Here is a 22,580-nt window from a genome sequence, read left to right as displayed (position 1 = left end):
AATATCCATCATTAAAAAAAGCCTTTACTATTTATTTTATTTAAAAAAATAGGTATAAAAATGAATAATCGTTAAAATAGAGGTGGAATAATGCCAGAAAATTATCAAATCGATAATCTCGATCGTGACATACTTCACGAATTAATGAGAAATGCACGTACGCCTTATGCAGAATTAGCCAAAAAATTTGCAGTAAGCCCTGGGACTATTCATGTCCGTGTCGAAAAAATGAAACAAGCAGGGATCATTAAAGGCACCCGTATTGATATAAACCCAAAACAGTTAGGTTTTGATGTCTGCTGCTTTATTGGCATTATTTTAAAAAGTGCAAAGGATTACCCAACAGCATTAAAAAAATTGGATGCCTTAGAAGAAGTGGTCGAAGTGTATTACACAACAGGTCAATACAGCATTTTCATTAAGGTCATGTGCAAATCAATTGATGCCCTGCAAGACGTACTTATCAACAAAATTCAAACAATTGATGAGATTCAATCTACGGAAACCCTGATCTCCTTACAGAACCCGATCTTACGTACAATCACCCCTTAGAAAAAAAAATGATATAACCACATTATCCACAGGTAGATCCCAGCTCATTCACAGCGTACAATAGCGCCCTATTATTGTGAAAGAGAATCACCATGACAAAAGTAACCTTAATAAGTGGCAGTACAATGGGCAGTGCAGAGTATGTTGCTGAGCACATGGCTGAGATTTTAGATGAACTTGGTTATGAAACAGATATTCAACATGGTCCAGAGCTTGATGATTTAACACTTGAAGGCATTTGGCTGGTGGTGAGTTCGACTCACGGAGCAGGTGATCTACCTGAAAGTATTCAACCGTTCTTTGATGCTATAGAAGAAAGCTCACCAGATCTCAGCCAAGTGATGTTCGGTGCTGTTGGGATCGGTAGCTCGGAATATGACACTTTCTGCGGTGCGATCCATAAACTAGATACCCTATTAAGCGAAAAAGGGGCTAAACGGATCGGTGAATGTTTTGAAATAGACATCCAAAAACACGAAATCCCAGAAGATCCCGCAGGGGAATGGGTTAAAATTTGGGCAAACGAACTATAGTTTGGTCAAAATAGCATCAGTCAGCTGTGGATAACTCAGGGTAGATCCCTTTATTAACCCGTAGTTATCCAGAGTATAAGTTTTAGGGTGACCAAGGCCTGTGCATAAGTACCCATTTTGATCCCAGCTTATACGCAATTGGATCACGGATCATTCACAGTATATGATCCTTTACACTTTTATGATCTTTAAAGTGAAAATCCACTTATCCACAGAAACCGATGATCCTAATAAAAGATCTAATAAAGAGATCTTTAAATAAAAAGATCTTAATATTATATAGGGGAGAAACCTAAGCTTGGTCTCTTCCTCAAACTTGAGTAGAATTCTCTCCTCAAATGCACATCAGCATTTTCTAACGTTTAAGGTTCACACATGTTTTATCCAGAGCAATTTGACGTCATCGTAATTGGTGGTGGTCATGCCGGTACTGAAGCAGCAATGGCAGCTGCACGTATGGGGCGTCAAACCCTATTACTGACTCACAATATTGATACATTGGGCCAGATGTCTTGCAACCCAGCCATCGGTGGGATCGGTAAGGGGCATCTGGTCAGAGAAATTGATGCTCTTGGTGGTTTAATGGCCACAGCAACTGACAAAGCTGGCATTCAATTTAGAACATTAAATGCCAGCAAAGGCCCTGCTGTTCGAGCTACTCGAGCACAAGCAGACCGCGTTCTCTACCGCCAAGCGGTTAGAACAGCTTTAGAAAATCAACCTAATCTAATGATTTTCCAACAACCTGTTGAAGATTTGATTGTTGAAAACAATCAAGTTACAGGAGCAGTTACTCGCATGGGCTTAAAATTTAAAGCCAAAGCAGTCGTCCTAACTGTTGGAACTTTCTTGGATGGAAAAATTCATATTGGGTTAGAAAACTACAGTGGCGGTCGTGCAGGTGATCCACCATCAATTTCCCTTTCTCAGCGTTTAAGGGAATTACCATTACGTGTTAACCGTTTAAAAACGGGAACACCACCACGTATTGATGCAAGAACGATTGATTTCAGTCAGTTAGCTCAACAGCTAGGTGACGACCCAATGCCCGTATTTTCATTCTTAGGTTCGCAAGATCAACATCCACAACAGATGCCTTGCCATATCACCTACACCAATGAAAAAACACATGATGTGATCAGAAATAACCTTGATCGTAGCCCAATGTATGCAGGGATCATCGAAGGGATCGGCCCTCGCTATTGCCCATCGATCGAAGACAAAGTGATGCGCTTTGCGGACAAAGACTCACACCAAATTTTCTTAGAGCCAGAAGGTTTAACGAGTAACGAAATCTATCCGAACGGGATTTCCACCAGCTTGCCTTTTGATGTTCAAATGCAGATCGTGCACTCAATGAAAGGGATGGAAAATGCAAGGATCATTCGTCCTGGTTATGCAATTGAGTATGATTTCTTTGACCCGCGCGATCTCAAACAAACTCTGGAAAGCAAATTTATTAATGGCTTGTTTTTGGCTGGCCAAATTAATGGGACAACAGGTTACGAAGAAGCGGGTGCTCAAGGGTTACTTGCAGGCTTAAATGCTGCACAACATGCCTTTGGCTTAGAAGGCTGGTTCCCACGCCGTGACCAAGCATATATGGGGGTTCTGGTTGACGATCTTTGTACACTCGGCACTAAAGAACCGTACCGTATGTTTACATCACGTGCAGAATACCGTTTGATGCTACGTGAAGATAACGCAGATTTACGTTTAACAGAAAAAGGCCGTGAGTTAGGCTTAGTCGATGATGTTCGTTGGGCTCATTTTAATAACAAAGTGGAACTGATTGAAAAAGAACGTCAACGTTTGAAAGACATTTGGGTTCATCCTAAATCGGATAACCATACAGAGATTGATGACATCTTAACAGTGCCTTTATCCAAAGAAGCTAACGGTGAAGATTTATTACGTCGTCCTGAAATGACTTACCAAATGTTAACTACGCTAAACTTATTTGCGCCTGCAATTGATGATCCTCAAGCCGCTGATCAAGTTGAGATTCAAGTTAAATACGAAGGTTACATTGCGCGTCAGAAAGAAGAGATCGAAAGACAACTGCGTAATGAAAACACCTTGTTACCTGTTGATCTTGATTACAAACAAGTGAAAGGCTTATCTAACGAGGTGATGGCAAAGCTAAACGATCACAAACCAACATCGATCGGTCAAGCTTCGCGTATTTCGGGGATTACCCCTGCCGCAATCTCTATTTTACTTGTATGGTTGAAAAAGCAAGGCATGCTACGCCGGAGCGCTTAACATGGATTTATTATCAAAACTCAATCAATTGCTTGCCAAAACAGATATCGATTTAACGGAAAAGCAAAAACAGCAGTTAGTTGATTACGTTGGGTTATTAGTTAAATGGAACAAAGCCTATAACTTGACCTCCGTGCGTGATCCACAACAAATGTTAATTCGTCATATCATGGATAGCATAGTGGTGAACGGTCAACTCAACGGGAAACGGTTTATTGATGTTGGAACGGGCCCTGGCTTACCAGGTGTTCCTTTGGCTATTGTTCGACCTGATGCCCATTTTGTTTTATTGGACAGCTTAGGGAAGCGTGTACGCTTTTTAAAACAGGTTCAACATGAGTTAGGACTAACTAACATCGAACCTGTTCAATCACGAGTTGAAGAGTACCCTGTTGGAAATGGTTTTGATGGTGTTATTAGCCGCGCATTTGCATCACTGAACGATATGCTAAGCTGGTGCAATCACTTACCGTCATTGGAAGGACGTTTTTACGCACTTAAAGGCATCATTCGTGATGATGAGATGGTTCTGCCAGAAGGGTTTGCTATCGAATCTATCACTGAACTTCAGGTACCTGAACTTGATGAACAACGCCATTTAGTTAAAATTTCGATGAAATAAAGTTGCTTTCTATCAAATTATTTTATCTTTTAGAGCGATAGCCGAATGTTGAAAAACGGGCGGCTATTTTTCGTTTTAAGCAAATAACAAAAACTCGAATTTTACGCATTATTTACACGGTAATAACGAATAAGTTTCAAAAATAATACGTTGAACGGAAAAAGTGAATGTAAATGCCTATTTTAACTTAATCGATTTAGCTAATAAAATAGTTAACAGTGAAATATTTGATTTATAGATTCATTATTTAGCTTAAAAAATGTATTTCTTAATTATTTGATTTACAGATTAAATCTAATTTTTTTTGTGAAGAAAGTTGAAGTAATAAATAAAGCGAATAAATCTAAATGTGATTAATGTCACAATTAAGTGAATGAATGTAGCAATTCATTAACTATTTATTAATTATTACAGCGACAATTCTGCGCTATCTCGAAAAAATTAAATATTTATTCACCTTTTCGCTACTTACTGATTGAATTCATTTCGCCTGCCCGTATAATTTGCACGTTTTTGTCTCTTGACACATTTACGCAAAGGCAGTTTTATACAACACTTAGCGTTTCTGAGGCTGAGAAGAGCTGGGAGTATACAAAAAGTTATGTCTGTATCCCTTTATGACAACAAGCATGCTGTAAAGCAGTTGTCTGTTCAGTTTATAACTTTAGTGATCCTCAGTGGGGCTTTCTGTGCAAATAGTATAGAATGGGGGGCCTCTGCTCTTGCTGGTGGGTTAGCATGCTGGTTACCAAATATCGTATTTATGCTGCTAGCACAATTTCAGAAAGCAAAAGAAGAGGATGAACCTGTCCGCATTGCCTGGTTCTTAGCATTAGGAGCAGGGCTAAAGGTTGTTACAACTATCGTTGTTTTAGTTGTTGCTTTCGGTGTGTTCAAAGCGTCATTAACACCACTGGGTTTGACCTATTTAGCGGTGCTAATTGTTCAGATTGTTGCACCAGCCGTTTTTAAACGGTAAGTATTTTTAAACTACAAAAGGGTAAGAGGCATCATGTCTGCATCAGGAGAAGTGATGACTACAGAGGATTACATAGGCCACCATCTGAGAAACCTTCAGTTGGACCTGAGTACCTTTAAGTTGGTCGATCCCCACGCTAGTCCAACATTTTGGACGTTGAACATTGACTCGCTTTTTTTCTCAGTAGTTCTCGGGGCTCTGTTCCTGTGGCTATTTAGAAGAGTTGCAGCCAATGCGACTAGTGGCGTACCCGGTAAGTTACAGACTGCAATAGAACTGATCATTGGTTTCGTTGATAACTCAGTCCGTGATATGTATCACGGTAAGAGCAAAGTTATTGCTCCTTTAGCATTAACGGTGTTCGTCTGGGTATTCTTAATGAACCTGATGGATTTACTCCCAATTGATTTCCTTCCGTATATTGCTGAGCATTATCTCGGGTTACCTGCACTACGTGCAGTACCAACCGCAGATGTTAGTGTCACTCTATCGATGGCTATTGGTGTGTTTATCCTAATCCTCTTTTACAGTATCAAGATGAAAGGAATTGGCGGATTTACTAAAGAGCTCACAATGCAGCCTTTTAATCATCCTGTCTTCATTCCAGTCAACTTGATTCTTGAAGGGGTAAGCCTGCTGTCAAAACCTGTATCACTCGGTCTGCGACTGTTTGGTAACATGTATGCAGGTGAATTGATCTTTATTCTTATCGCGGCTCTGCTTCCGTGGTGGTCACAGTGGTTGTTAAGCCTACCTTGGGCTATCTTCCACATACTGATTATTACGCTACAAGCCTTTATTTTTATGGTTCTGACTGTTGTCTATCTGTCGATGGCATCTGAAGAGCACTAATTTTATTAATCAATAATTGTATTAACTGAAACAAACTGGAGACTGTCATGGAAAACCTGAGTATGGATCTGCTGTACATGGCTGCCGCTGTGATGATGGGCTTAGCGGCGATCGGTGCTGCGATCGGTATCGGCATCCTAGGTGGTAAATTTTTAGAAGGTGCTGCTCGTCAGCCAGATTTAATTCCTCTGCTGCGTACACAGTTCTTTATCGTAATGGGTCTGGTCGATGCTATTCCGATGATTGCTGTTGGTCTGGGCTTGTATGTAATGTTCGCTGTTGCCTAATTAACGTAGAACATTAATTCACTAATGAATAAGAGGTATTGTCTGTGAATCTAAATGCAACAATCCTCGGCCAGGCTATCGCGTTTGTCCTGTTTGTTTGGTTCTGTATGAAGTATGTATGGCCACCGATTATGGCGGCCATTGAAAAACGTCAAAAAGAAATTGCTGACGGCTTGTCTTCTGCAGAACGTGCTAAAAAGAACCTGGAACTGGCGCAAACCGACGCAACCGACCGACTGAAAAAAGCGAAAGCTGAAGCTCAAGTCATCATTGAACAAGCGAACAAACAGCGTGTTCAAATGATTGATGAAGCAAAAGCAGAAGCAGAAGCAGAACGTGCAAAAATCGTCGCACAAGCGCAAGCTGAAATTGATGCTGAGCGTAAACGTGCACGTGAAGAGTTACGTAAACAGGTTGCGATGCTTGCTATCGCAGGTGCCGAGAAGATCATCGAACGTTCCGTGGATGAAGCTGCTAACAGCGACATCGTTGATAAACTAGTCGCTGAACTGTAAGGAGGGAGGGGCATGTCTGAAATCGCTACTGTAGCTCGCCCCTACGCCAAAGCAGCTTTTGACTTTGCTGTGGAAAACCAAGTTGTCGAAAAATGGCAGAATATGCTGGCCTTCACCTCACTGGTGACGCGCAACGAACAGGTTGGTGAGCTGCTTTCTGGTTCTATTGCACCAGAAACATTAGCTAAAACGTTTATCTCTGTTTGTGGAGATGAAATTGACGAGCATGTTCAGAATCTGATTCGTGTTATGGCAGACAACGGGCGTTTAACGACGCTGCCAGAAGTATTAACCCAATTTATTCAATTGCGTGATGCTCTGGAGTCAACCATTGAGGTTGATGTTATTTCTGCTAACGAACTGAGTGAACAGCAGTCAGCTAAAATTTCTGCAGCGATGGAAAAACGTCTGTCACGCAAAGTTAAGCTGAATTGCAAAATTGATAAGTCTGTTATTGCTGGAGTGATCATTCGTGCTGGAGACCTTGTCATTGACGGGAGTATCCGCGGTCGCTTAGAGCGTTTAACTGACGTCTTGCAGTCTTAAGGGGACTGGAGCATATGCAACTGAATTCCACCGAAATCAGCGAACTGATCAAACAGCGTATTGCTCAGTTCGATGTTGTGAGTGAAGCTCACAATGAAGGTACGATTGTATCCGTTAACGACGGTATCATTCGTATTCACGGTTTAGCCGAAGTCATGCAGGGTGAGATGATCGCACTGCCTGGCAACCGTTACGCTATCGCATTGAACTTAGAGCGTGACTCTGTTGGTGCGGTCGTCATGGGTCCTTATGCCGACTTGGCAGAAGGCATGAAAGTTAAATGTACTGGTCGTATTCTTGAAGTTCCAGTAGGCCGTGGCCTGTTAGGACGTGTTGTGAATACACTGGGTCAACCAATTGATGGTAAAGGTCCTGTTGATAACGATGGCTTCTCACCTGTAGAAGTTATTGCACCAGGCGTTATCGATCGTCAATCCGTTGATCAACCTGTACAGACTGGTTATAAATCAGTCGATGCGATGATTCCAATTGGTCGTGGTCAGCGTGAGCTTGTCATCGGTGACCGTCAAACAGGTAAAACTGCTTTGGCAATCGATGCAATCATCAACCAACGCGACTCAGGTATCAAATGTGTGTACGTGGCTATCGGCCAGAAAGCGTCTACTGTTTCTAACGTAGTTCGTAAACTGGAAGAGCACGGCGCACTGCAAAACACTATCGTTGTTGTTGCTACAGCATCTGAATCAGCTGCTCTGCAATACTTAGCACCATATGCTGGTTGCGCGATGGGCGAATATTTCCGTGACCGCGGTGAAGATGCACTGATCGTATACGATGACCTGTCTAAACAGGCTGTTGCATACCGTCAAATTTCACTGTTGTTACGTCGTCCACCAGGACGTGAAGCTTACCCAGGTGATGTTTTCTATCTGCACTCACGTTTACTTGAGCGTGCTGCTCGCGTTAACGCTGAATACGTAGAAAACTTTACGAAAGGTGAAGTTAAAGGTCAAACAGGTTCACTGACGGCTCTGCCTATCATTGAAACCCAAGCTGGTGACGTTTCTGCATTCGTACCGACAAACGTAATTTCGATTACAGATGGTCAGATCTTCCTGGAATCTAACCTGTTTAACTCTGGTATTCGTCCAGCGGTTAACCCAGGTATTTCAGTATCTCGTGTTGGTGGTGCTGCTCAGACTAAAATCATTAAGAAACTGTCTGGTGGTATCCGTACTGCACTTGCTCAGTATCGTGAACTTGCAGCGTTTGCTCAGTTTGCTTCCGACCTCGATGACGCGACTCGTAAACAGTTAAGTCATGGTCAAAAAGTTACTGAACTGCTGAAACAGAAACAGTATGCACCAATGTCAGTAGCAGAGCAGGCACTGTCTCTGTTCGCGGCAGAACGTGGATTCTTGGATGATGTTGAGTTAGCGAAAATTGGTGCGTTTGAAGCTGCTTTAGTTTCTTTTGCACAGCGCGAGCATGCTGACCTTATGAACGAAATTGGCCCGGCTGGTAGCTATAACGATGATATCGAAGGCAAGTTGAAAAAACTGCTCGAATCATTTAAAGCAACTCAGTCCTGGTAATACTATTCGGCCCGAATTTTTAGGGCCGTCTGGTTAATAAGGAGAAGCAGAAATGGCCGGCGCAAAAGAGATACGTTCCAAGATCGGAAGTGTACAAAATACACAAAAGATCACTAAAGCGATGGAAATGGTCGCTGCGTCCAAAATGCGTAAAACGCAGGAACGCATGGCGGCCAGCCGTCCTTATGCAGAAACCATGCGCAGTGTGATTGGTCACCTAGCGTTAGGTAATCTGGAATATAAACACCCATATCTCGAAGAGCGTGAAGTTAAGCGTGTCGGGTATCTGGTTGTTTCAACAGACCGCGGTCTGTGTGGTGGCTTGAACATTAACTTGTTCAAAAAACTACTTGCGGACATGAAGTCATGGTCTGAGAAAAACGTTCAGGTTGATTTGGCTTTAATCGGTTCTAAAGCGGTTTCATTCTTCGGTTCTGTGGGCGGTAACGTCGTAACACAAGTCACCGGAATGGGGGATAACCCAACGCTTTCGGATTTGATTGGTCCAGTTAACACTATGCTACAAGCCTATGATGAAGGGCGTTTGGATAAACTGTATGTGGTGACTAACAAGTTCATCAATACAATGTCTCAGGAGCCAACTATTCTTCAATTACTGCCATTGCCTGCAAGCAATGACGAAACATTGAAGAAGAAGTCTTGGGATTATATATACGAACCCGATCCTAAGGCGTTGCTGGATACCCTGCTACGTCGTTATATCGAGTCGCAGGTTTATCAGGGCGTCGTTGAAAACCTGGCTAGTGAGCAGGCCGCACGAATGGTAGCGATGAAAGCCGCTACTGATAATGGTGGAAACCTGATCAAAGAGTTGCAGTTGGTTTACAACAAAGCTCGTCAGGCCAGCATTACTCAGGAGCTTACCGAAATCGTTTCGGGTGCTTCCGCGGTTTAACAGCTAGGTTTACGAATTACGTAGAGGATTCAAGATGGCTACTGGAAAGATTATCCAGGTAATCGGCGCCGTTGTGGACGTCGAGTTCCCTCAAGATGACGTACCAAAAGTGTACGACGCTCTTGAGGTTGTTAACGGTAAAGAAAAACTGGTGTTGGAAGTTCAACAACAGTTAGGCGGTGGTGTTGTCCGTTGTATCGCAATGGGGACATCTGATGGCCTGAGCCGTGGTTTACAAGTAGTAAACTTAGAGCACCCAATCGAAGTACCAGTAGGTAAAGCAACCTTAGGACGTATCATGAACGTTCTGGGTCAGCCTATTGATATGAAAGGTGATATCGGCGAAGAAGAGCGCTGGTCAATTCACCGTGCTGCACCAAGCTACGAAGAGTTAGCTAACTCAACAGAACTGCTGGAAACCGGTATCAAAGTAATGGACTTAATCTGTCCGTTCGCGAAAGGTGGTAAAGTTGGTCTGTTCGGTGGTGCGGGTGTTGGTAAAACAGTAAACATGATGGAACTGATCCGTAACATCGCGATTGAGCACTCAGGTTACTCTGTGTTCGCGGGTGTTGGTGAGCGTACTCGTGAAGGGAACGACTTCTATCATGAAATGACCGATTCAAACGTTCTGGATAAAGTATCACTGGTTTATGGCCAGATGAATGAGCCACCAGGAAACCGTCTGCGCGTTGCGTTGACTGGTTTGACTATGGCTGAAAAATTCCGTGACGAAGGTCGTGACGTACTGCTGTTCGTTGACAACATTTATCGTTACACCTTAGCAGGTACTGAAGTATCAGCACTGTTAGGTCGTATGCCATCAGCGGTAGGTTATCAGCCAACGCTGGCGGAAGAGATGGGTGTTCTGCAAGAACGTATAACCTCAACTCAAACGGGTTCTATCACATCCGTACAAGCAGTTTACGTTCCTGCGGATGACTTGACTGACCCATCACCAGCAACAACCTTTGCTCACTTAGACGCAACGGTAGTTCTGAGCCGTCAAATCGCATCTCTGGGTATCTACCCAGCGGTTGACCCTCTGGATTCTACTAGCCGTCAGTTAGACCCACTCGTCGTTGGTCAAGAGCACTATGATGTTGCACGTGGCGTTCAGTCTATTCTGCAACGTTACCAAGAACTGAAAGATATCATTGCAATTCTGGGTATGGATGAACTGTCTGAAGAAGACAAACTGGTTGTTGCTCGTGCTCGTAAGATCCAGCGCTTCCTGTCTCAACCATTCTTCGTTGCTGAAGTATTTACCGGTTCACCAGGTAAGTTCGTTTCCCTGAAAGACACTATCCGTGGCTTCGGCGGTATCCTGAACGGTGATTACGACCACCTGCCAGAACAAGCGTTCTATATGGTTGGTACCATTGAAGAAGCTGTGGAAAAAGCGAAAAAGCTTTAATCCAGCTGACAGGAGGTTGATATGGTAGCTGCAATGACATACCACCTGACTGTAGTAAGTGCTGAAAAACAAATGTTTGAAGGCCTAGTACAGAAAATTCAGGTGACAGGTAGTGAAGGTGAGCTGGGGATTTATCCACAGCATACCCCGCTGCTGACTGCCATAAAACCGGGCATGGTACGTATTACCAAGCAGTTTGGTGAAGAAGAACTAATTTACCTCTCTGGCGGTATTTTAGAAGTTCAACCAAACGGTGTTATCGTACTCGCTGATACAGCGATCCGTGGTAAAGATTTAGACGAAGCTCGTGCAGTGGAGTCTAAACGCAAAGCGGAAGAACACGTCCGTAAAGCACACGGCGATGTTGATTATGCTCAGGCATCGGCAGAACTTGCAAAAGCAATAGCGAAACTTCGAGTCATCGAGTTAACTAAAAAGCTAATGTAATGATAGCGGTATAGTAAAAAAAGCCAGTTGGTTAATCCTAACTGGCTTTTTTATTTGAGCGAAATATGTAGTATTTTAGATAGGAAATAGGTTTACTTTCATCCCAAAGTTGGAGTTTCAGGAAAAATGACTGTGCAAAGAAAAAGTGTCGTAATTTTAGCTGCCGGTAAAGGCACACGGATGTATTCAGATTTGCCTAAAGTTTTGCATTTACTTGCGGGCAAACCAATGGTTCAGCACGTAATTGATACTGCAAAATCAATTGGTGCATCAGATATTCATCTGGTATATGGGCATGGCGGTGATTTACTGAAAGAAAAACTGGGTGAGCAGAATTTAAATTGGGTTCTGCAAGCAGAACAGCTCGGTACTGGGCATGCAATGCAACAGGCGGCACCAAGTTTCCAAGATGATGAAGATGTGGTCATGCTGTATGGCGATGTGCCTTTGATTGCGAAAGACACGTTAGATCGCCTGATTGAAGTTAAGCCCCAAGGCGGCATTGGCTTACTGACCGTGATTTTAGATAACCCAACGGGTTACGGGCGTATCATCCGTGAAAATAATGAAGTTGTCGGTATTATTGAGCAAAAAGATGCGACTGAAGAGCAACGTAAAATCCAAGAGATTAATACTGGGATCATGGTTGCAAGCGGTAAAGATTTCAAACGTTGGTTGGCTCAATTGAACAACGATAATGCGCAAGGCGAATACTACATCACGGATATTATTGCTCTTGCTCATAAAGAAGGTAATAAAGTGGCGACTGTTCACCCAAGCCGTTTAAGTGAAATGGAAGGGGTTAATAACCGTCTGCAACTGGCCGCACTTGAGCGTGTTTACCAGAAAGAACAAGCAGAAAAATTGCTACTTGCGGGGGTGATGCTAATCGACCCTGAGCGTTTTGATATACGCGGCACACTGACCCATGGGCGTGACATTATTATCGATACCAATGTCATTATCGAAGGGAATGTGACGCTCGGTAACAATGTACAAATTCAGTCTGGTTGTATTTTAAGGGACTGCGTTATTGGTGATAACTCAATTATTAGCCCATATTCAGTCATAGAAAACTCTGAATTATCATCAGAATGTACGGTTGGTCCTTTTGCTCGTTTGCGCCCAGGTGCTAAATTAGCGGCTAAAGCGCATGTGGGTAATTTCGTTGAAATGAAGAATGCCACTTTAGGTTTAGGCTCAAAAGCGGGGCATTTAAGTTACCTTGGCGATGCGCAAATTGGTGATAACGTGAATATCGGCGCAGGAACCATCACTTGTAACTATGATGGCGCGAATAAACATAAAACCATTATTGGTGATGATGTGTTTGTCGGCTCTGATACTCAATTAGTTGCGCCTGTTTCTGTAGCAAAAGGCGCCACCATCGGTGCTGGCACGACAGTCACTCGTGATGTCAACGAAGACGAATTAGTGGTTAGCCGCGTTAAGCAAATGCACATTAAAAACTGGCAGCGTCCAGTAAAGAAAAAATAAGTGAATTTTGATAAGGGGCCGATTGCCCCTTTGAATATAAAAAGCAGTAAATTATAAAATAGCTACCTAAGGTGGCATAAAAATATCTCCCCATTTTCTACAAGGCTGGGGAACAGCGAAAGCTGAAAAGCAATTAGGTTACGACAAATGAAGGTTTCTAAAGAAAGGAACCTTTTGTCTAGGAATCAATAAAATATGTGTGGAATTGTAGGTGCTGTTGCACAACGTGATATCGCAGAAATTCTGTTAGAAGGTCTTCGTCGTCTTGAATATCGTGGTTATGACTCAGCGGGTATGGCTGTCGTTGACCACGAAGGTCATTTACAACGCTTACGTGAAGTGGGCAAAGTACAAATGCTGGCGGAAGAAGCAGAGAAAACCCCAGTATCTGGCGGAACGGGAATTGCACATACCCGTTGGGCGACACATGGTATTCCAAGTGAACGTAATGCGCATCCGCATACGTCTGGTTATATTGCTGTTGTTCATAATGGCATTATCGAAAATTATTTAGAATTGAAAGAAGAACTGAAAAAACTTGGTTATGTTTTCAGTTCAGAAACTGACACTGAAGTGATTGCGCACCTTGTTCACCATGAACAACAAAAAGGTGGCACGCTGGTGGAAGTAGTTCAACGTGTTATCCCTCAGTTGCGCGGCGCTTATGGCACCGTGATTATGGATAGCCGTATTCCTGAATTATTAGTCGCTGCACGCTCTGGTAGCCCATTGGTTATCGGTCTGGGGGTGGGCGAAAACTTCTTAGCATCTGACCAACTGGCATTGTTACCCGTGACTCGCCGTTTCATCTACCTTGAAGAAGGGGATGTGGCTGAAGTTACTCGCCGTACTGTGCGTATTTTTGATAACAGCGGTGCGCCAGTTGAGCGCGAACAAATTGAATCGAATGTTCAATATGATGCAGGCGATAAAGGCGTGTATCGCCATTACATGCAAAAAGAAATTTACGAACAGCCGATGGCCATTAAAAATACCCTTGAAGGGCGTTTTGATAAAGACAATGGTATCGATTTAAGTGAGTTAGGGCCGAAAGCGAACGAAATTCTTTCCCAAGTTGAGCATATCCAAATCGTTGCTTGTGGAACTTCTTACAACGCAGGGATGGTTGCACGTTACTGGTTTGAATCCTTAGCGGGCATTCCATGTGACGTGGAAATTGCTTCAGAGTATCGCTATCGTAACCCAGCGCATCGCAAAAATAGCTTGATGATTACCCTTTCTCAATCAGGAGAAACAGCGGATACATTGGCTGCGCTGCGTTTATCAAAAGAGTTAGGCTACTTGACCTCGTTAGCTGTTTGTAACGTCGCGGGTTCTTCATTGGTGCGTGAGTCTGAATTTGCACTGATGACAAAAGCAGGCGCAGAAATTGGTGTGGCATCAACCAAAGCGTTCACTACCCAATTAACTGTTCTACTGATGTTAGTGGCGTATATGGGCCGTTTAAAAGGCGCAAACCCTGAGTTAGAAGAAAGTATTTCTCATGCATTACATGCGCTTCCTGCACGTATTGAAAGCATGCTATCACAAGATAAAGTCATCGAAGCATTAGCCGAGGATTTCTCTGACAAGCACCATGCCTTGTTCTTAGGCCGTGGCGATCAATTCCCTATCGCAGTTGAAGGGGCATTGAAATTAAAAGAGATTTCGTACATCCACGCTGAAGCTTATGCCGCGGGTGAATTAAAACACGGCCCATTAGCGTTAATTGACGCCGATATGCCAGTTATCATCATCGCACCTAACAATGAATTATTGGAAAAACTGAAATCCAATATTGAAGAAGTACGTGCTCGTGGCGGTCTGCTGTATGTGTTTGCTGACCAAGACGCTGGTTTTGTCGCAAGTGAAAACATGAAAATTGTTTCGCTGCCACATGTTGAAGAATTGATCGCACCGATTTTCTACACTGTTCCACTGCAACTGTTGTCTTACCATGTTGCATTAATTAAAGGAACAGACGTTGACCAACCACGTAACCTAGCGAAATCAGTGACGGTTGAGTAATTAGTATCAACTGATTTAGATTACAGCCGGTATAACTATAATTAATTAGGTTATACCGGCTTTTTTTCAATATAAGTCGTAATTTTCGTTTTTTTAGAAATGACGAGTTCTTCTCCGACTCTAACGTATTAAAAACTTTCATAAACTCGTCATTTGCTGTTGTTATTTCATTGGTCTGCATATTTTATTTTTGATGGATTAAAAAATAAAATTGAGGGCGTATCAAATCATCTTTTTGAACAATAATAAAAACCAATAGAAGGCGACGTGGATGGAAGAGATAGAATGGCTGAGTGCGGTTGTTATCGCAATTACAATTGGGTTTTGGGCAACAGGGAAACTCCCTGAATACTTGGTGGCATTACTGTTTTTAGCCGCAGCAGCATGTTTACATTTAGCCCCGACTAATGTGATTTTCTCTGGATTCACTTCAGAAGCTTTTTGGCTTGTGTTAAGTGGTTTTATCCTCGGCTTTGCGATTAATAAAGTTGGGCTAGCAGAGCGTATTGCTCAACATATTTCAGGGCGTTTTACGAGTTCATGGTTAAAGCTGATTACAGGTGTGGTACTCCTCGCTTATGGGTTGGCTTTTATCATGCCATCGAACATGGGGCGGATTGCACTATTGATGCCGATTGTGATGGCGATAGCCGATAAAGTCAGATTAGAAAGTGGTAGCCGAGGCCGTATAGGGTTAGCACTGGCAGTTGGATTTGGTACATTCCAACTTTCAGCCACGATATTACCTGCCAACGTACCGAATTTAGTGATGGCTGGTGCAATAGAAACTACCTATGGGATAAAGCTGTCTTATTTAAATTACCTATTTCTCCATATGCCTATTTTGGGGCTAATCAAAGGTCTTTTAGTTGTTCTGAGTATCTATTTTCTATTTCCGGCCAAATTGCAGCCGATGGCTGAACAAAAAAAATTACCGCCGATGAGCCGTAATGAGAAAAAATTAGGCATTCTTTTGGCAATAACCTTACTTTTTTGGATAACAGATACCACTCATGGTATTTCTCCTGCATGGGTTGGTTTAGTAGCGGCGTGTTTATGTTTGCTACCGAAAGTGGGTTTTGTGACCAATGATGAATTTGTTCAAGCGGTAAATATTCGCACCTGTATTTATGTTGCGGGGATTTTAAGCCTAGCAACATTAGTGAGTTATTCTAATGTCGGAATGGTTGTTGGCACTTACCTTCAAAAATTATTGCCATTGGATCCTAATAGCCCATTTATGGATTTTGGTAGCTTAGTTGGGTTGACCAGTGGGTTAAACTTTGTCGTAACGGCTAATGGTGTTCCAGCATTATATACGCCGTTGGCTGAATCTCTCTCCAGTGCAACTGGATTACCCATGGTTGCTGTGCTGATGGTACAGGTTATTGGTTATTCAACACCATTATTGCCTTATCAGGCATCACCAATAGTTGTGGCTATGGGGATGGGCAAAGTACCATTAATGGATGGTGTTAGATTATGTATTGTATTATTTATACTGACTTTTCTCTTGCTAGTTCCTCTGGATTATTTTTGGTTTAGATTGCTGGGAGTGATCCCCTCTTAGTTTTTATCAAAAGAGGAAATTTTTTCAACGGTTGTCTTACCATATTGCGTTAGTCAAAGGTTCATTATTTTATCGTAATGAACCTTTTTTATTATCTAAAAATATAGTTTCTATTTTTTGTTTTTTTTAATATAAAATCATAAAAAAACAAGGAAATAAAATATGGAAATTATATTTATTGATGTAATTAATAAAGAATATGAATATTTTTGCCAATTATATTGGCAAGTTAATGAAAATGGTCGTTTTTCATATTCAATGCTTAAATTAGAAGAAAAAACACAGTTAAAAACGAAAGAAATAAAAGAAATAGTTGCTAAAAGCTGTAAAGCTTATTGTTTAAAATTACAATGTGTTTCCTGTGGCGAAATGGAACCATTAAAAGATAGAAGCCATTTTAGTCATTTAAGTAATTTAGAACATATATGTATTGATTGTATTCATGTTGAAAATGAAAAAGAGCGGTTAGAAAAGGTAGAGTATATTGAGTTAATGATGCTTTTTAAAAAAGAAAAAGCAATAAGTATCAACGATATCTCATTTGAAAACTGTGTTTATTTACTTGCGCTGATACGCCATAGTGCAGATGAAAACCTAATGTATTTAGAAAGCCTTGAAAGTCAGAAGTGTAAAAAACTGACGCCGAGTTACGAATTTGACAAGCATGTTATCGAAAAACTCTATACTGAAGGTGTGCTGGCTATTAGCTCGGTAACTAATTTAGAACTGTTAAAGGCGAGTGAAGATGCTATTAGTTTTAATATAATATCGATGTGCTGGGAGGTTATTATTTCAGAAACAGATAACTTATCAGCTATAATTGATTTACTAGAAGATAAATTATCAAACATTCATTTCCTCAATGAAAATAAAGATGTATTAATCTCATTATGTAAAGAAAATAATTTATTTGAGTGTTTTTTTTATCTTAACCATGAAATGTCTGAATATGGTTTTACTTCTTTTCAAATTGGTGAAAAAACAACGAAAAATATTACTAATTTACTCGAAAACGTATCTGTTGGGCAGGTGTTCCATATTATCACTAAGACGGTTACTGATGCTTTTATCTATCACCAAAAAAAATCGAATAAAATCAATAAGGGGCAAGCGGCTAATTCTGTTGTCGATGCAATGAAAAGAATGTATGAGAGATACCTTGCAAATGGGTGGCAGATATATTCAAAATATCGACCAAGAGATTATCCTCAATCAGTACTTTGTCAGATTTTATTTGTATTTATTTTGCATACCGATGATGGTGGTATTCATAAGCCATTGAATCAAATTATAATTGAGGATGAAAGAGGTATTTTTCGGCTCATTAAGTAGCATTAAAGTGCATATTTTTAAATGATGAGTCTGTTATTGGTTTTGATAGCTCATTCACCAAAGTAAACTGGTATTCTCATCGAGAATACCAGAAAAATAATCTTACTTATTAGGTAAAAGGTTTTCTATTTCAGAATAATAGAGTGGTTTTTTTTCGTTAGCGCCAAGTGGGTTTTTAATAAATCTATTTTTATAGATTTTACGTATATTTAGTGTCCCTAGTGAGGGATAACGTTTTAATTCAGTAGGCTGCGCTATAAGGTCGGCATCAATTACATATTTTTTCCCATTATCATCCACTTTAACATTGCCATTGGAATTATAATCAAAAATGATATAACCTTTTTGCTTAACAAAGTCATAAGCAGCATTATCGTTAATATTTTTTCCAGAAATATATCTTGAAATCAAAACATCTTTTCCATTACTCAGCGTTATTGCCCTTGAAAAGCTAGCATTTCTGTTTAATTTATTAAGTAGCGAGGAGCAGCGGTTTACATCGCTATGGGGATTTATTTTATAGGCATCATAAAAAGGAACTTTAATCACAAAATTTCCAACTCGATAGGCTGTTCCATAAGCACCATGACCTAAACAATTGGTACTATCAAGGTATAACGCTGTGGGTTTTCCCTTAGTTACTGTATTTAGGAAACCTTGATGAATATCGCCTCTATTATCTTTTGCTATATAACAAACATTTTCTTCTTTTATTCTTCTAACGAAAGAGTCGATAGTTTTGATATCTTCAAGTTTGGTTCTACTTACTGGGAGTACTGATTTTTGTTTTTCTACTATGGGCGTGGATTTTTTTTCTTTTGATGCAAGATAGGGGATATCAACATTGAATTTATATTCTTTTTTACAGTTAGGTTTGTTAAACCTATCATTATTATTTGATTTTATGCTTTTTATGTTATCTAAAATGAAATTTTTATTCGTTCTATGAGGTTGATAATGGTAGTTATGGCTTGGAATCGCAGGGGTAATTATTTTTCTCATAATAATATCCTTTTTAGTATGTAATCCAATAATATTGGATTAGGATATTATTTATTTAAAAAAATGATGCTATTAATGATTTTTCAATAAACTTTCTAGATCACTAAATATAGATTGCCACTCATTATCATCGATTTCCATTAACCCCATATAACGCAGCATAAAAGCCCCTTCCGTAGCCAGAAATACCATGCGAGCTAATTTACCTTTTTCTGTTGATGTGTCGAGGTTTTCAATGCGTTCCCGATACCAAATACGGGTGCTTTCGAGGTATTCAGGCGTTTGTAGTAGTGATGCCATTAATGACGCGCCTTTTGCCATGGCGATTTTATCGTGCTGGTGGGTAGCTTGCATGTGTGCCAAAACTTGCCCTTCTGGGGAGTTATCTCGCTCTATCGCTTGATTAAAAATTTCATCATAAGACTGCCCCCATCGCTCAAACATGGCGTCGATTAAAGCATCTTTATTGCCAAAACAGTATTGAACGCCCCCTTTGGAGATGCCCATCGCTTTCGCAACTGCATCGATCGTCAGAGACGCAGCACCTTGATGAATAACAATATCTTCAGCAGCATCAAGTAGCTTTTCTCTGTCGATAGTTCGTTGACGTCCCATTTAGGAAAACCTCTTTTCAATACGTACGTATGGATTTATATTATAGCACGATCACCAATAAATGATGATCAAATAAACTCATTGAGAGAATGTTATGTTAACCGATTACAAGCGCTGGATAGTGCTTCTGTTAGTTTCAAGTGTGTTGTTTCTTATCGTTATTGATGTCACGGTGCTTTATACCGCATTACCCAAATTGACGCACGATTTAGGGGCGACATCATCCGAAAAACTGTGGATTATGAATGCTTACCCGCTGGTGGTTGCTGGGTTATTGCCTGCTGCGGGGATGTTGAGTGATAAAGTCGGCCATAAAAGAATGTTTTTATTGGGGCTACCATTATTTGGTATTGCTTCTTTGTGTGCGGCATTTTCACCGACAGCAATGAGCTTAATTTTATCACGTGGTTTTCTTGCTATTGGTGCTGCAGTGAGTATGCCTGCCACACTTGCCATTGTAAGACATGTTTTTTTAGATCCAAAAGAAAGGGCGCTGGCGATTGGTATATGGTCTGCTGTGGCATCAGGAGGCGCGGCAATCGGCCCTTTAATTGGCGGAATATTGCTTAATCATTTTTGGTGGGGGTCTGTTTTCCTGATTAATGTTCCCGTTGTGTTACTGGTTATCCCTTTTGCCTATTTCTTGATCCCGCAGTGTGGTGGGCAAAGTGATAAAAAAATCGATATTTTAGGTTCTGTTTTAGTGCTGGTTGGCTTAATTAGTTCAATTTATGCATTAAAAGAGCTTGGCAAACCTTATATTGATTGGATGAATGTAGTGGTTGCAGGGGGGATTGGGGTTTTCTTTTTGGTGGTATTCAAACGCCGGCAGATGGCGTCTGAATCGCCAATGATTGATTTTGCTTTATTGAAAAACCCTAAGTTTAGCGCGGGTATCATGATGGCAATTTTATCTATCGTGGTTATCGTAGGTGTTGAATTATTGCTTAGCCAGCGCTTACAGCTCGTATTAGGTTATAGCCCATTTGTCGCGGCGTTGTATATCATCCCTATTCCATTGGCTTCTGTGATAGCAGCGCCATTGGCGGGCATGTATCTGCATAAATTTGGTGAAGTAAAACTGACCCTGTTTGGTTTTATATGTACATTAGCGGGTGTTGTCGGTTTAACGATGGTGTACCAAACCTCAACAGGTATTCTGTTACTTTCATTCCTCTTTTTGATTGGTTTTGGTTTGGGCGCTATTTTTACGACGGCTTCGACCACGGTGATGTTAAACGCACCTGATGAAAAAGCAGGTATGGCAGCTTCAATTGAAGAGGTTGCTTACGAAATAGGTAGTGTGCTTGGCGTGACATTTATGGGCGGGCTGATGAGCGCGATTTATACGTTAAAGCTCTCTTTGCCCGAAGGTGTAGCGGTTAGTGATAAAGTGTATGACAGTATTGATGAGGCTTTACTTGTTGCGGAGAAGTTACCACAAAAAACAGCCAACTTATTGGTTAATCAGGCAAATATTGCCTTTGATCATGCGTTTTTAGCGGTCATGGTGGCAACAATATTTGTTTTGCTAATTAGTATTATCGTTTTGCCTGCATTCTTGCGGTCAAAAAAGGCGTCATCAGCCTATTAGTAAAGAGGGAGCAATAAGCTCCCTTCTTTTTACTTCACTTTTCGGATCAAGAAGATAGCTAGCAAAGGGCTAAGCGCGAAGAGGGAAAATAACCAAATTGACGCTTGCTGTGCGCCCACAATTCCTCCAGGGCTCATTAACCCGCTATTGTTCACGACCACACCAACCAAAGCAGCAGAAAGGGCAGTTGCATACAACTGGATTGTAATGATGGATGAAGAGGCTAAATTTTCTTCACCTTCTGGTGCGGCATTGAAAACGCGCAGAACTAGGTGAGGCCAACACACACCAATCCCGAGCCCCACACCCGCCATTGCGACTAAATACACAATAAATAGCGGTAATGATTCAATAAGTTGCTGATTATGGGTTAAAACAGCGAGAATAATGAGGGAAATAGATATGATGACAGGACCTGTTCTGATAATTTTTAATACAATTTTTCCTGTTTTATTGGCGCTAAATAATGCGCCAACCGTCCACCCTGCTGCCATGATTGCCGTTAAATACCCAGCGGTTAATGGTGAAAAGTGATGGATCGTTTGTAAGAAATAAGGCACATAAATTTCAGTTGTCATACCGCCAACGAGTAAACACATGGTTAAGAAAATGACACCAAGTGGATTTTTCAGCGAATAAGCGCCTGTCGGTAACAGTCGCTTTCCATTTTTACCGTCTAAACGTGCCATTGTAATTAGGGTGCTAATACCAACAACTAAACCGATAAGATTTATCAATAGCTTGTCAGATAGGCTACCAATGGAAATTGCCAGCACTGAATTGACTAATAATGAAATCGCCAAGAAGGGTATTTTATGTTTTTGTGGCGTTTGAGCTTGTTTTTTCGGTAATTGGTTCATGACGATAATAGCAAGAAACACAGCTACAGGGAGTAGTGCCCAAAATGCCCATCGCCAGTGGCCGCCTTGTGCGAAAATACCTCCAATGGCAGGGCCGCATAATGTCGCAATCCCCCACATTCCAGAGACTACCCCCATGGCTCGAGACCATAAGTTTTCGGTAAAGACGATGCGGATCAGGGCATAACTGAGTGCAAATAAAATACCCCCGCCGAGTCCTTGTAATGCACGTCCTCCCAGTAAAATTAACATTGATGGGGAAGCCGCACACCAAATGGATCCTAGTGAAAAGAGGGTGAGGGCGATTAAATACGCCAACTTTGGCCCAAAGTGGTCGAGCACTTTGCTTGAGAGTGCAGACCCAATAATCGAGGTAGCTACAAATAAGGTGGTATTCCATGCATAATATTCGAGGCCGCCGATATCATTAACGACACTGGGTAAGATTGTGGTGACGATATAAATATTGATAGCATGTAGTGCAACGCCCCCAGTAAGGGCAATAGTCAGTAATGCATTGGTGCCGCTGAGTAAATCAGCCCACTTAGCCTGTGGTAAGGTCGATGTTTCATTGCTCATAGAGAGACCCGCTAGA

General features: G+C 41.4%; 21 protein-coding genes. 18 read left to right on the top strand and 3 right to left on the bottom strand.

Annotation, left to right across the window (positions count from 1 at the left end; all coding sequences use genetic code 11):
• The first annotated feature begins 90 nt into the window (after positions 1 to 90).
• From asnC to KDJ85_RS15735, 17 genes are all read left to right on the top strand, one after another.
• Positions 91 to 552 (top strand): transcriptional regulator AsnC, encoded by a 462-nt coding sequence (gene asnC / locus KDJ85_RS15815; RefSeq protein ID WP_225820467.1) that lies wholly within the window; start codon positions 91 to 93, stop codon positions 550 to 552.
• 92 nt (positions 553 to 644) lie between these two features.
• A complete protein-coding gene (gene mioC / locus KDJ85_RS15810) occupies positions 645 to 1,085 on the top strand; it encodes an FMN-binding protein MioC (protein ID WP_225820466.1) in 441 nt (146 codons plus the stop codon).
• A gap of 375 nt (positions 1,086 to 1,460) precedes the next feature.
• Positions 1,461 to 3,350: a tRNA uridine-5-carboxymethylaminomethyl(34) synthesis enzyme MnmG gene (gene mnmG / locus KDJ85_RS15805; RefSeq protein ID WP_225820465.1), complete on the top strand. Its 1,890-nt coding sequence runs from the start codon at positions 1,461 to 1,463 to the stop codon at positions 3,348 to 3,350.
• 1 nt (position 3,351) lies between these two features.
• A complete protein-coding gene (rsmG, locus tag KDJ85_RS15800) occupies positions 3,352 to 3,972 on the top strand; it encodes a 16S rRNA (guanine(527)-N(7))-methyltransferase RsmG (RefSeq protein ID WP_225820464.1) in 621 nt (206 codons plus the stop codon).
• A 601-nt stretch (positions 3,973 to 4,573) separates the two neighbouring features.
• Entirely contained in the window at positions 4,574 to 4,951 is a 378-nt protein-coding gene (gene atpI, locus KDJ85_RS15795; protein WP_206085521.1) for a F0F1 ATP synthase subunit I, read from the top strand.
• A gap of 33 nt (positions 4,952 to 4,984) precedes the next feature.
• Positions 4,985 to 5,803, top strand: a complete 819-nt coding sequence (atpB, locus tag KDJ85_RS15790) for a F0F1 ATP synthase subunit A (RefSeq protein ID WP_042846803.1) — start codon at positions 4,985 to 4,987, stop codon at positions 5,801 to 5,803.
• A gap of 47 nt (positions 5,804 to 5,850) precedes the next feature.
• Positions 5,851 to 6,090, top strand: a complete 240-nt coding sequence (atpE, locus tag KDJ85_RS15785) for a F0F1 ATP synthase subunit C (protein WP_004093904.1) — start codon at positions 5,851 to 5,853, stop codon at positions 6,088 to 6,090.
• A 44-nt stretch (positions 6,091 to 6,134) separates the two neighbouring features.
• Positions 6,135 to 6,605: a F0F1 ATP synthase subunit B gene (atpF, locus tag KDJ85_RS15780; protein ID WP_004906301.1), complete on the top strand. Its 471-nt coding sequence runs from the start codon at positions 6,135 to 6,137 to the stop codon at positions 6,603 to 6,605.
• Positions 6,606 to 6,617: 12 nt separating this feature from the next.
• Complete coding sequence (gene atpH, locus KDJ85_RS15775; RefSeq protein WP_225820463.1) at positions 6,618 to 7,151, top strand: F0F1 ATP synthase subunit delta; 534 nt, start codon at positions 6,618 to 6,620, stop codon at positions 7,149 to 7,151.
• A 14-nt stretch (positions 7,152 to 7,165) separates the two neighbouring features.
• The gene (atpA, locus tag KDJ85_RS15770) at positions 7,166 to 8,707 is read left to right on the top strand and encodes a F0F1 ATP synthase subunit alpha (RefSeq protein ID WP_206085531.1); all 1,542 of its coding nucleotides are present in this window, start codon (positions 7,166 to 7,168) and stop codon (positions 8,705 to 8,707) included.
• A gap of 52 nt (positions 8,708 to 8,759) precedes the next feature.
• Positions 8,760 to 9,623, top strand: a complete 864-nt coding sequence (gene atpG / locus KDJ85_RS15765) for a F0F1 ATP synthase subunit gamma (protein ID WP_004906741.1) — start codon at positions 8,760 to 8,762, stop codon at positions 9,621 to 9,623.
• A gap of 34 nt (positions 9,624 to 9,657) precedes the next feature.
• Positions 9,658 to 11,040, top strand: coding sequence for a F0F1 ATP synthase subunit beta (gene atpD, locus KDJ85_RS15760; RefSeq protein WP_206085533.1), 1,383 nt, complete (start codon positions 9,658 to 9,660; stop codon positions 11,038 to 11,040).
• A gap of 21 nt (positions 11,041 to 11,061) precedes the next feature.
• Positions 11,062 to 11,487: a F0F1 ATP synthase subunit epsilon gene (locus tag KDJ85_RS15755; RefSeq protein WP_042846797.1), complete on the top strand. Its 426-nt coding sequence runs from the start codon at positions 11,062 to 11,064 to the stop codon at positions 11,485 to 11,487.
• Between the two features lie 126 nt (positions 11,488 to 11,613).
• The gene (gene glmU, locus KDJ85_RS15750; protein WP_225820462.1) at positions 11,614 to 12,984 is read left to right on the top strand and encodes a bifunctional UDP-N-acetylglucosamine diphosphorylase/glucosamine-1-phosphate N-acetyltransferase GlmU; all 1,371 of its coding nucleotides are present in this window, start codon (positions 11,614 to 11,616) and stop codon (positions 12,982 to 12,984) included.
• 195 nt (positions 12,985 to 13,179) lie between these two features.
• Complete coding sequence (gene glmS / locus KDJ85_RS15745) at positions 13,180 to 15,012, top strand: glutamine--fructose-6-phosphate transaminase (isomerizing) (protein WP_225820461.1); 1,833 nt, start codon at positions 13,180 to 13,182, stop codon at positions 15,010 to 15,012.
• Positions 15,013 to 15,283: 271 nt separating this feature from the next.
• Complete coding sequence (locus KDJ85_RS15740) at positions 15,284 to 16,582, top strand: SLC13 family permease (protein ID WP_225820460.1); 1,299 nt, start codon at positions 15,284 to 15,286, stop codon at positions 16,580 to 16,582.
• Between the two features lie 162 nt (positions 16,583 to 16,744).
• Positions 16,745 to 17,914: a hypothetical protein gene (locus KDJ85_RS15735; RefSeq protein WP_225820459.1), complete on the top strand. Its 1,170-nt coding sequence runs from the start codon at positions 16,745 to 16,747 to the stop codon at positions 17,912 to 17,914.
• Between the two features lie 102 nt (positions 17,915 to 18,016).
• On the opposite strand, the gene KDJ85_RS15730 is transcribed toward KDJ85_RS15735, so the two are convergent.
• Together KDJ85_RS15730 and KDJ85_RS15725 are read right to left on the bottom strand one after the other, a co-directional pair.
• Positions 18,017 to 18,916, bottom strand: coding sequence for a hypothetical protein (locus KDJ85_RS15730; protein ID WP_225820458.1), 900 nt, complete (start codon positions 18,914 to 18,916; stop codon positions 18,017 to 18,019).
• 72 nt (positions 18,917 to 18,988) lie between these two features.
• The gene (locus KDJ85_RS15725; RefSeq protein WP_225820457.1) at positions 18,989 to 19,531 is read right to left on the bottom strand and encodes a TetR/AcrR family transcriptional regulator; all 543 of its coding nucleotides are present in this window, start codon (positions 19,529 to 19,531) and stop codon (positions 18,989 to 18,991) included.
• A gap of 94 nt (positions 19,532 to 19,625) precedes the next feature.
• Here KDJ85_RS15725 and KDJ85_RS15720 point away from each other — a divergent pair, with 94 nt between their 5' ends.
• Entirely contained in the window at positions 19,626 to 21,125 is a 1,500-nt protein-coding gene (locus KDJ85_RS15720) for an MFS transporter (RefSeq protein ID WP_225820456.1), read from the top strand.
• Between the two features lie 29 nt (positions 21,126 to 21,154).
• On the opposite strand, the gene KDJ85_RS15715 is transcribed toward KDJ85_RS15720, so the two are convergent.
• A complete protein-coding gene (locus tag KDJ85_RS15715) occupies positions 21,155 to 22,564 on the bottom strand; it encodes an MFS transporter (protein WP_225820455.1) in 1,410 nt (469 codons plus the stop codon).
• Positions 22,565 to 22,580: the final 16 nt, after the last annotated feature.

Origin of the sequence: Providencia vermicola (assembly GCF_020381325.1) — a bacterium.
In the GTDB taxonomy this organism is placed as follows: Bacteria; Pseudomonadota; Gammaproteobacteria; order Enterobacterales; family Enterobacteriaceae; genus Providencia; species Providencia vermicola.
Note: the sequence above shows the minus strand (reverse complement) of the source record. Positions and strands in the feature narration are given on the sequence as shown.

What these genes read in the sequence shown, in the direction of transcription:
- asnC (WP_225820467.1), top strand. Translation starts at nt 91, where the DNA reads ATGCCAGAAAATTATCAAATCGATAATCTCGATCGTGACATACTTCAC.
- KDJ85_RS15725 (WP_225820457.1), bottom strand. Translation starts at nt 19,531, where the DNA reads ATGGGACGTCAACGAACTATCGACAGAGAAAAGCTACTTGATGCTGCT.
- KDJ85_RS15730 (WP_225820458.1), bottom strand. Translation starts at nt 18,916, where the DNA reads ATGAGAAAAATAATTACCCCTGCGATTCCAAGCCATAACTACCATTAT.
- atpB (WP_042846803.1), top strand. Translation starts at nt 4,985, where the DNA reads ATGTCTGCATCAGGAGAAGTGATGACTACAGAGGATTACATAGGCCAC.
- KDJ85_RS15715 (WP_225820455.1), bottom strand. Translation starts at nt 22,564, where the DNA reads ATGAGCAATGAAACATCGACCTTACCACAGGCTAAGTGGGCTGATTTA.
- mnmG (WP_225820465.1), top strand. Translation starts at nt 1,461, where the DNA reads ATGTTTTATCCAGAGCAATTTGACGTCATCGTAATTGGTGGTGGTCAT.
- KDJ85_RS15735 (WP_225820459.1), top strand. Translation starts at nt 16,745, where the DNA reads ATGGAAATTATATTTATTGATGTAATTAATAAAGAATATGAATATTTT.
- glmS (WP_225820461.1), top strand. Translation starts at nt 13,180, where the DNA reads ATGTGTGGAATTGTAGGTGCTGTTGCACAACGTGATATCGCAGAAATT.
- KDJ85_RS15720 (WP_225820456.1), top strand. Translation starts at nt 19,626, where the DNA reads ATGTTAACCGATTACAAGCGCTGGATAGTGCTTCTGTTAGTTTCAAGT.
- KDJ85_RS15755 (WP_042846797.1), top strand. Translation starts at nt 11,062, where the DNA reads ATGGTAGCTGCAATGACATACCACCTGACTGTAGTAAGTGCTGAAAAA.
- atpA (WP_206085531.1), top strand. Translation starts at nt 7,166, where the DNA reads ATGCAACTGAATTCCACCGAAATCAGCGAACTGATCAAACAGCGTATT.
- atpD (WP_206085533.1), top strand. Translation starts at nt 9,658, where the DNA reads ATGGCTACTGGAAAGATTATCCAGGTAATCGGCGCCGTTGTGGACGTC.
- mioC (WP_225820466.1), top strand. Translation starts at nt 645, where the DNA reads ATGACAAAAGTAACCTTAATAAGTGGCAGTACAATGGGCAGTGCAGAG.
- glmU (WP_225820462.1), top strand. Translation starts at nt 11,614, where the DNA reads ATGACTGTGCAAAGAAAAAGTGTCGTAATTTTAGCTGCCGGTAAAGGC.
- atpE (WP_004093904.1), top strand. Translation starts at nt 5,851, where the DNA reads ATGGAAAACCTGAGTATGGATCTGCTGTACATGGCTGCCGCTGTGATG.
- atpI (WP_206085521.1), top strand. Translation starts at nt 4,574, where the DNA reads ATGTCTGTATCCCTTTATGACAACAAGCATGCTGTAAAGCAGTTGTCT.
- rsmG (WP_225820464.1), top strand. Translation starts at nt 3,352, where the DNA reads ATGGATTTATTATCAAAACTCAATCAATTGCTTGCCAAAACAGATATC.
- atpG (WP_004906741.1), top strand. Translation starts at nt 8,760, where the DNA reads ATGGCCGGCGCAAAAGAGATACGTTCCAAGATCGGAAGTGTACAAAAT.
- KDJ85_RS15740 (WP_225820460.1), top strand. Translation starts at nt 15,284, where the DNA reads ATGGAAGAGATAGAATGGCTGAGTGCGGTTGTTATCGCAATTACAATT.
- atpH (WP_225820463.1), top strand. Translation starts at nt 6,618, where the DNA reads ATGTCTGAAATCGCTACTGTAGCTCGCCCCTACGCCAAAGCAGCTTTT.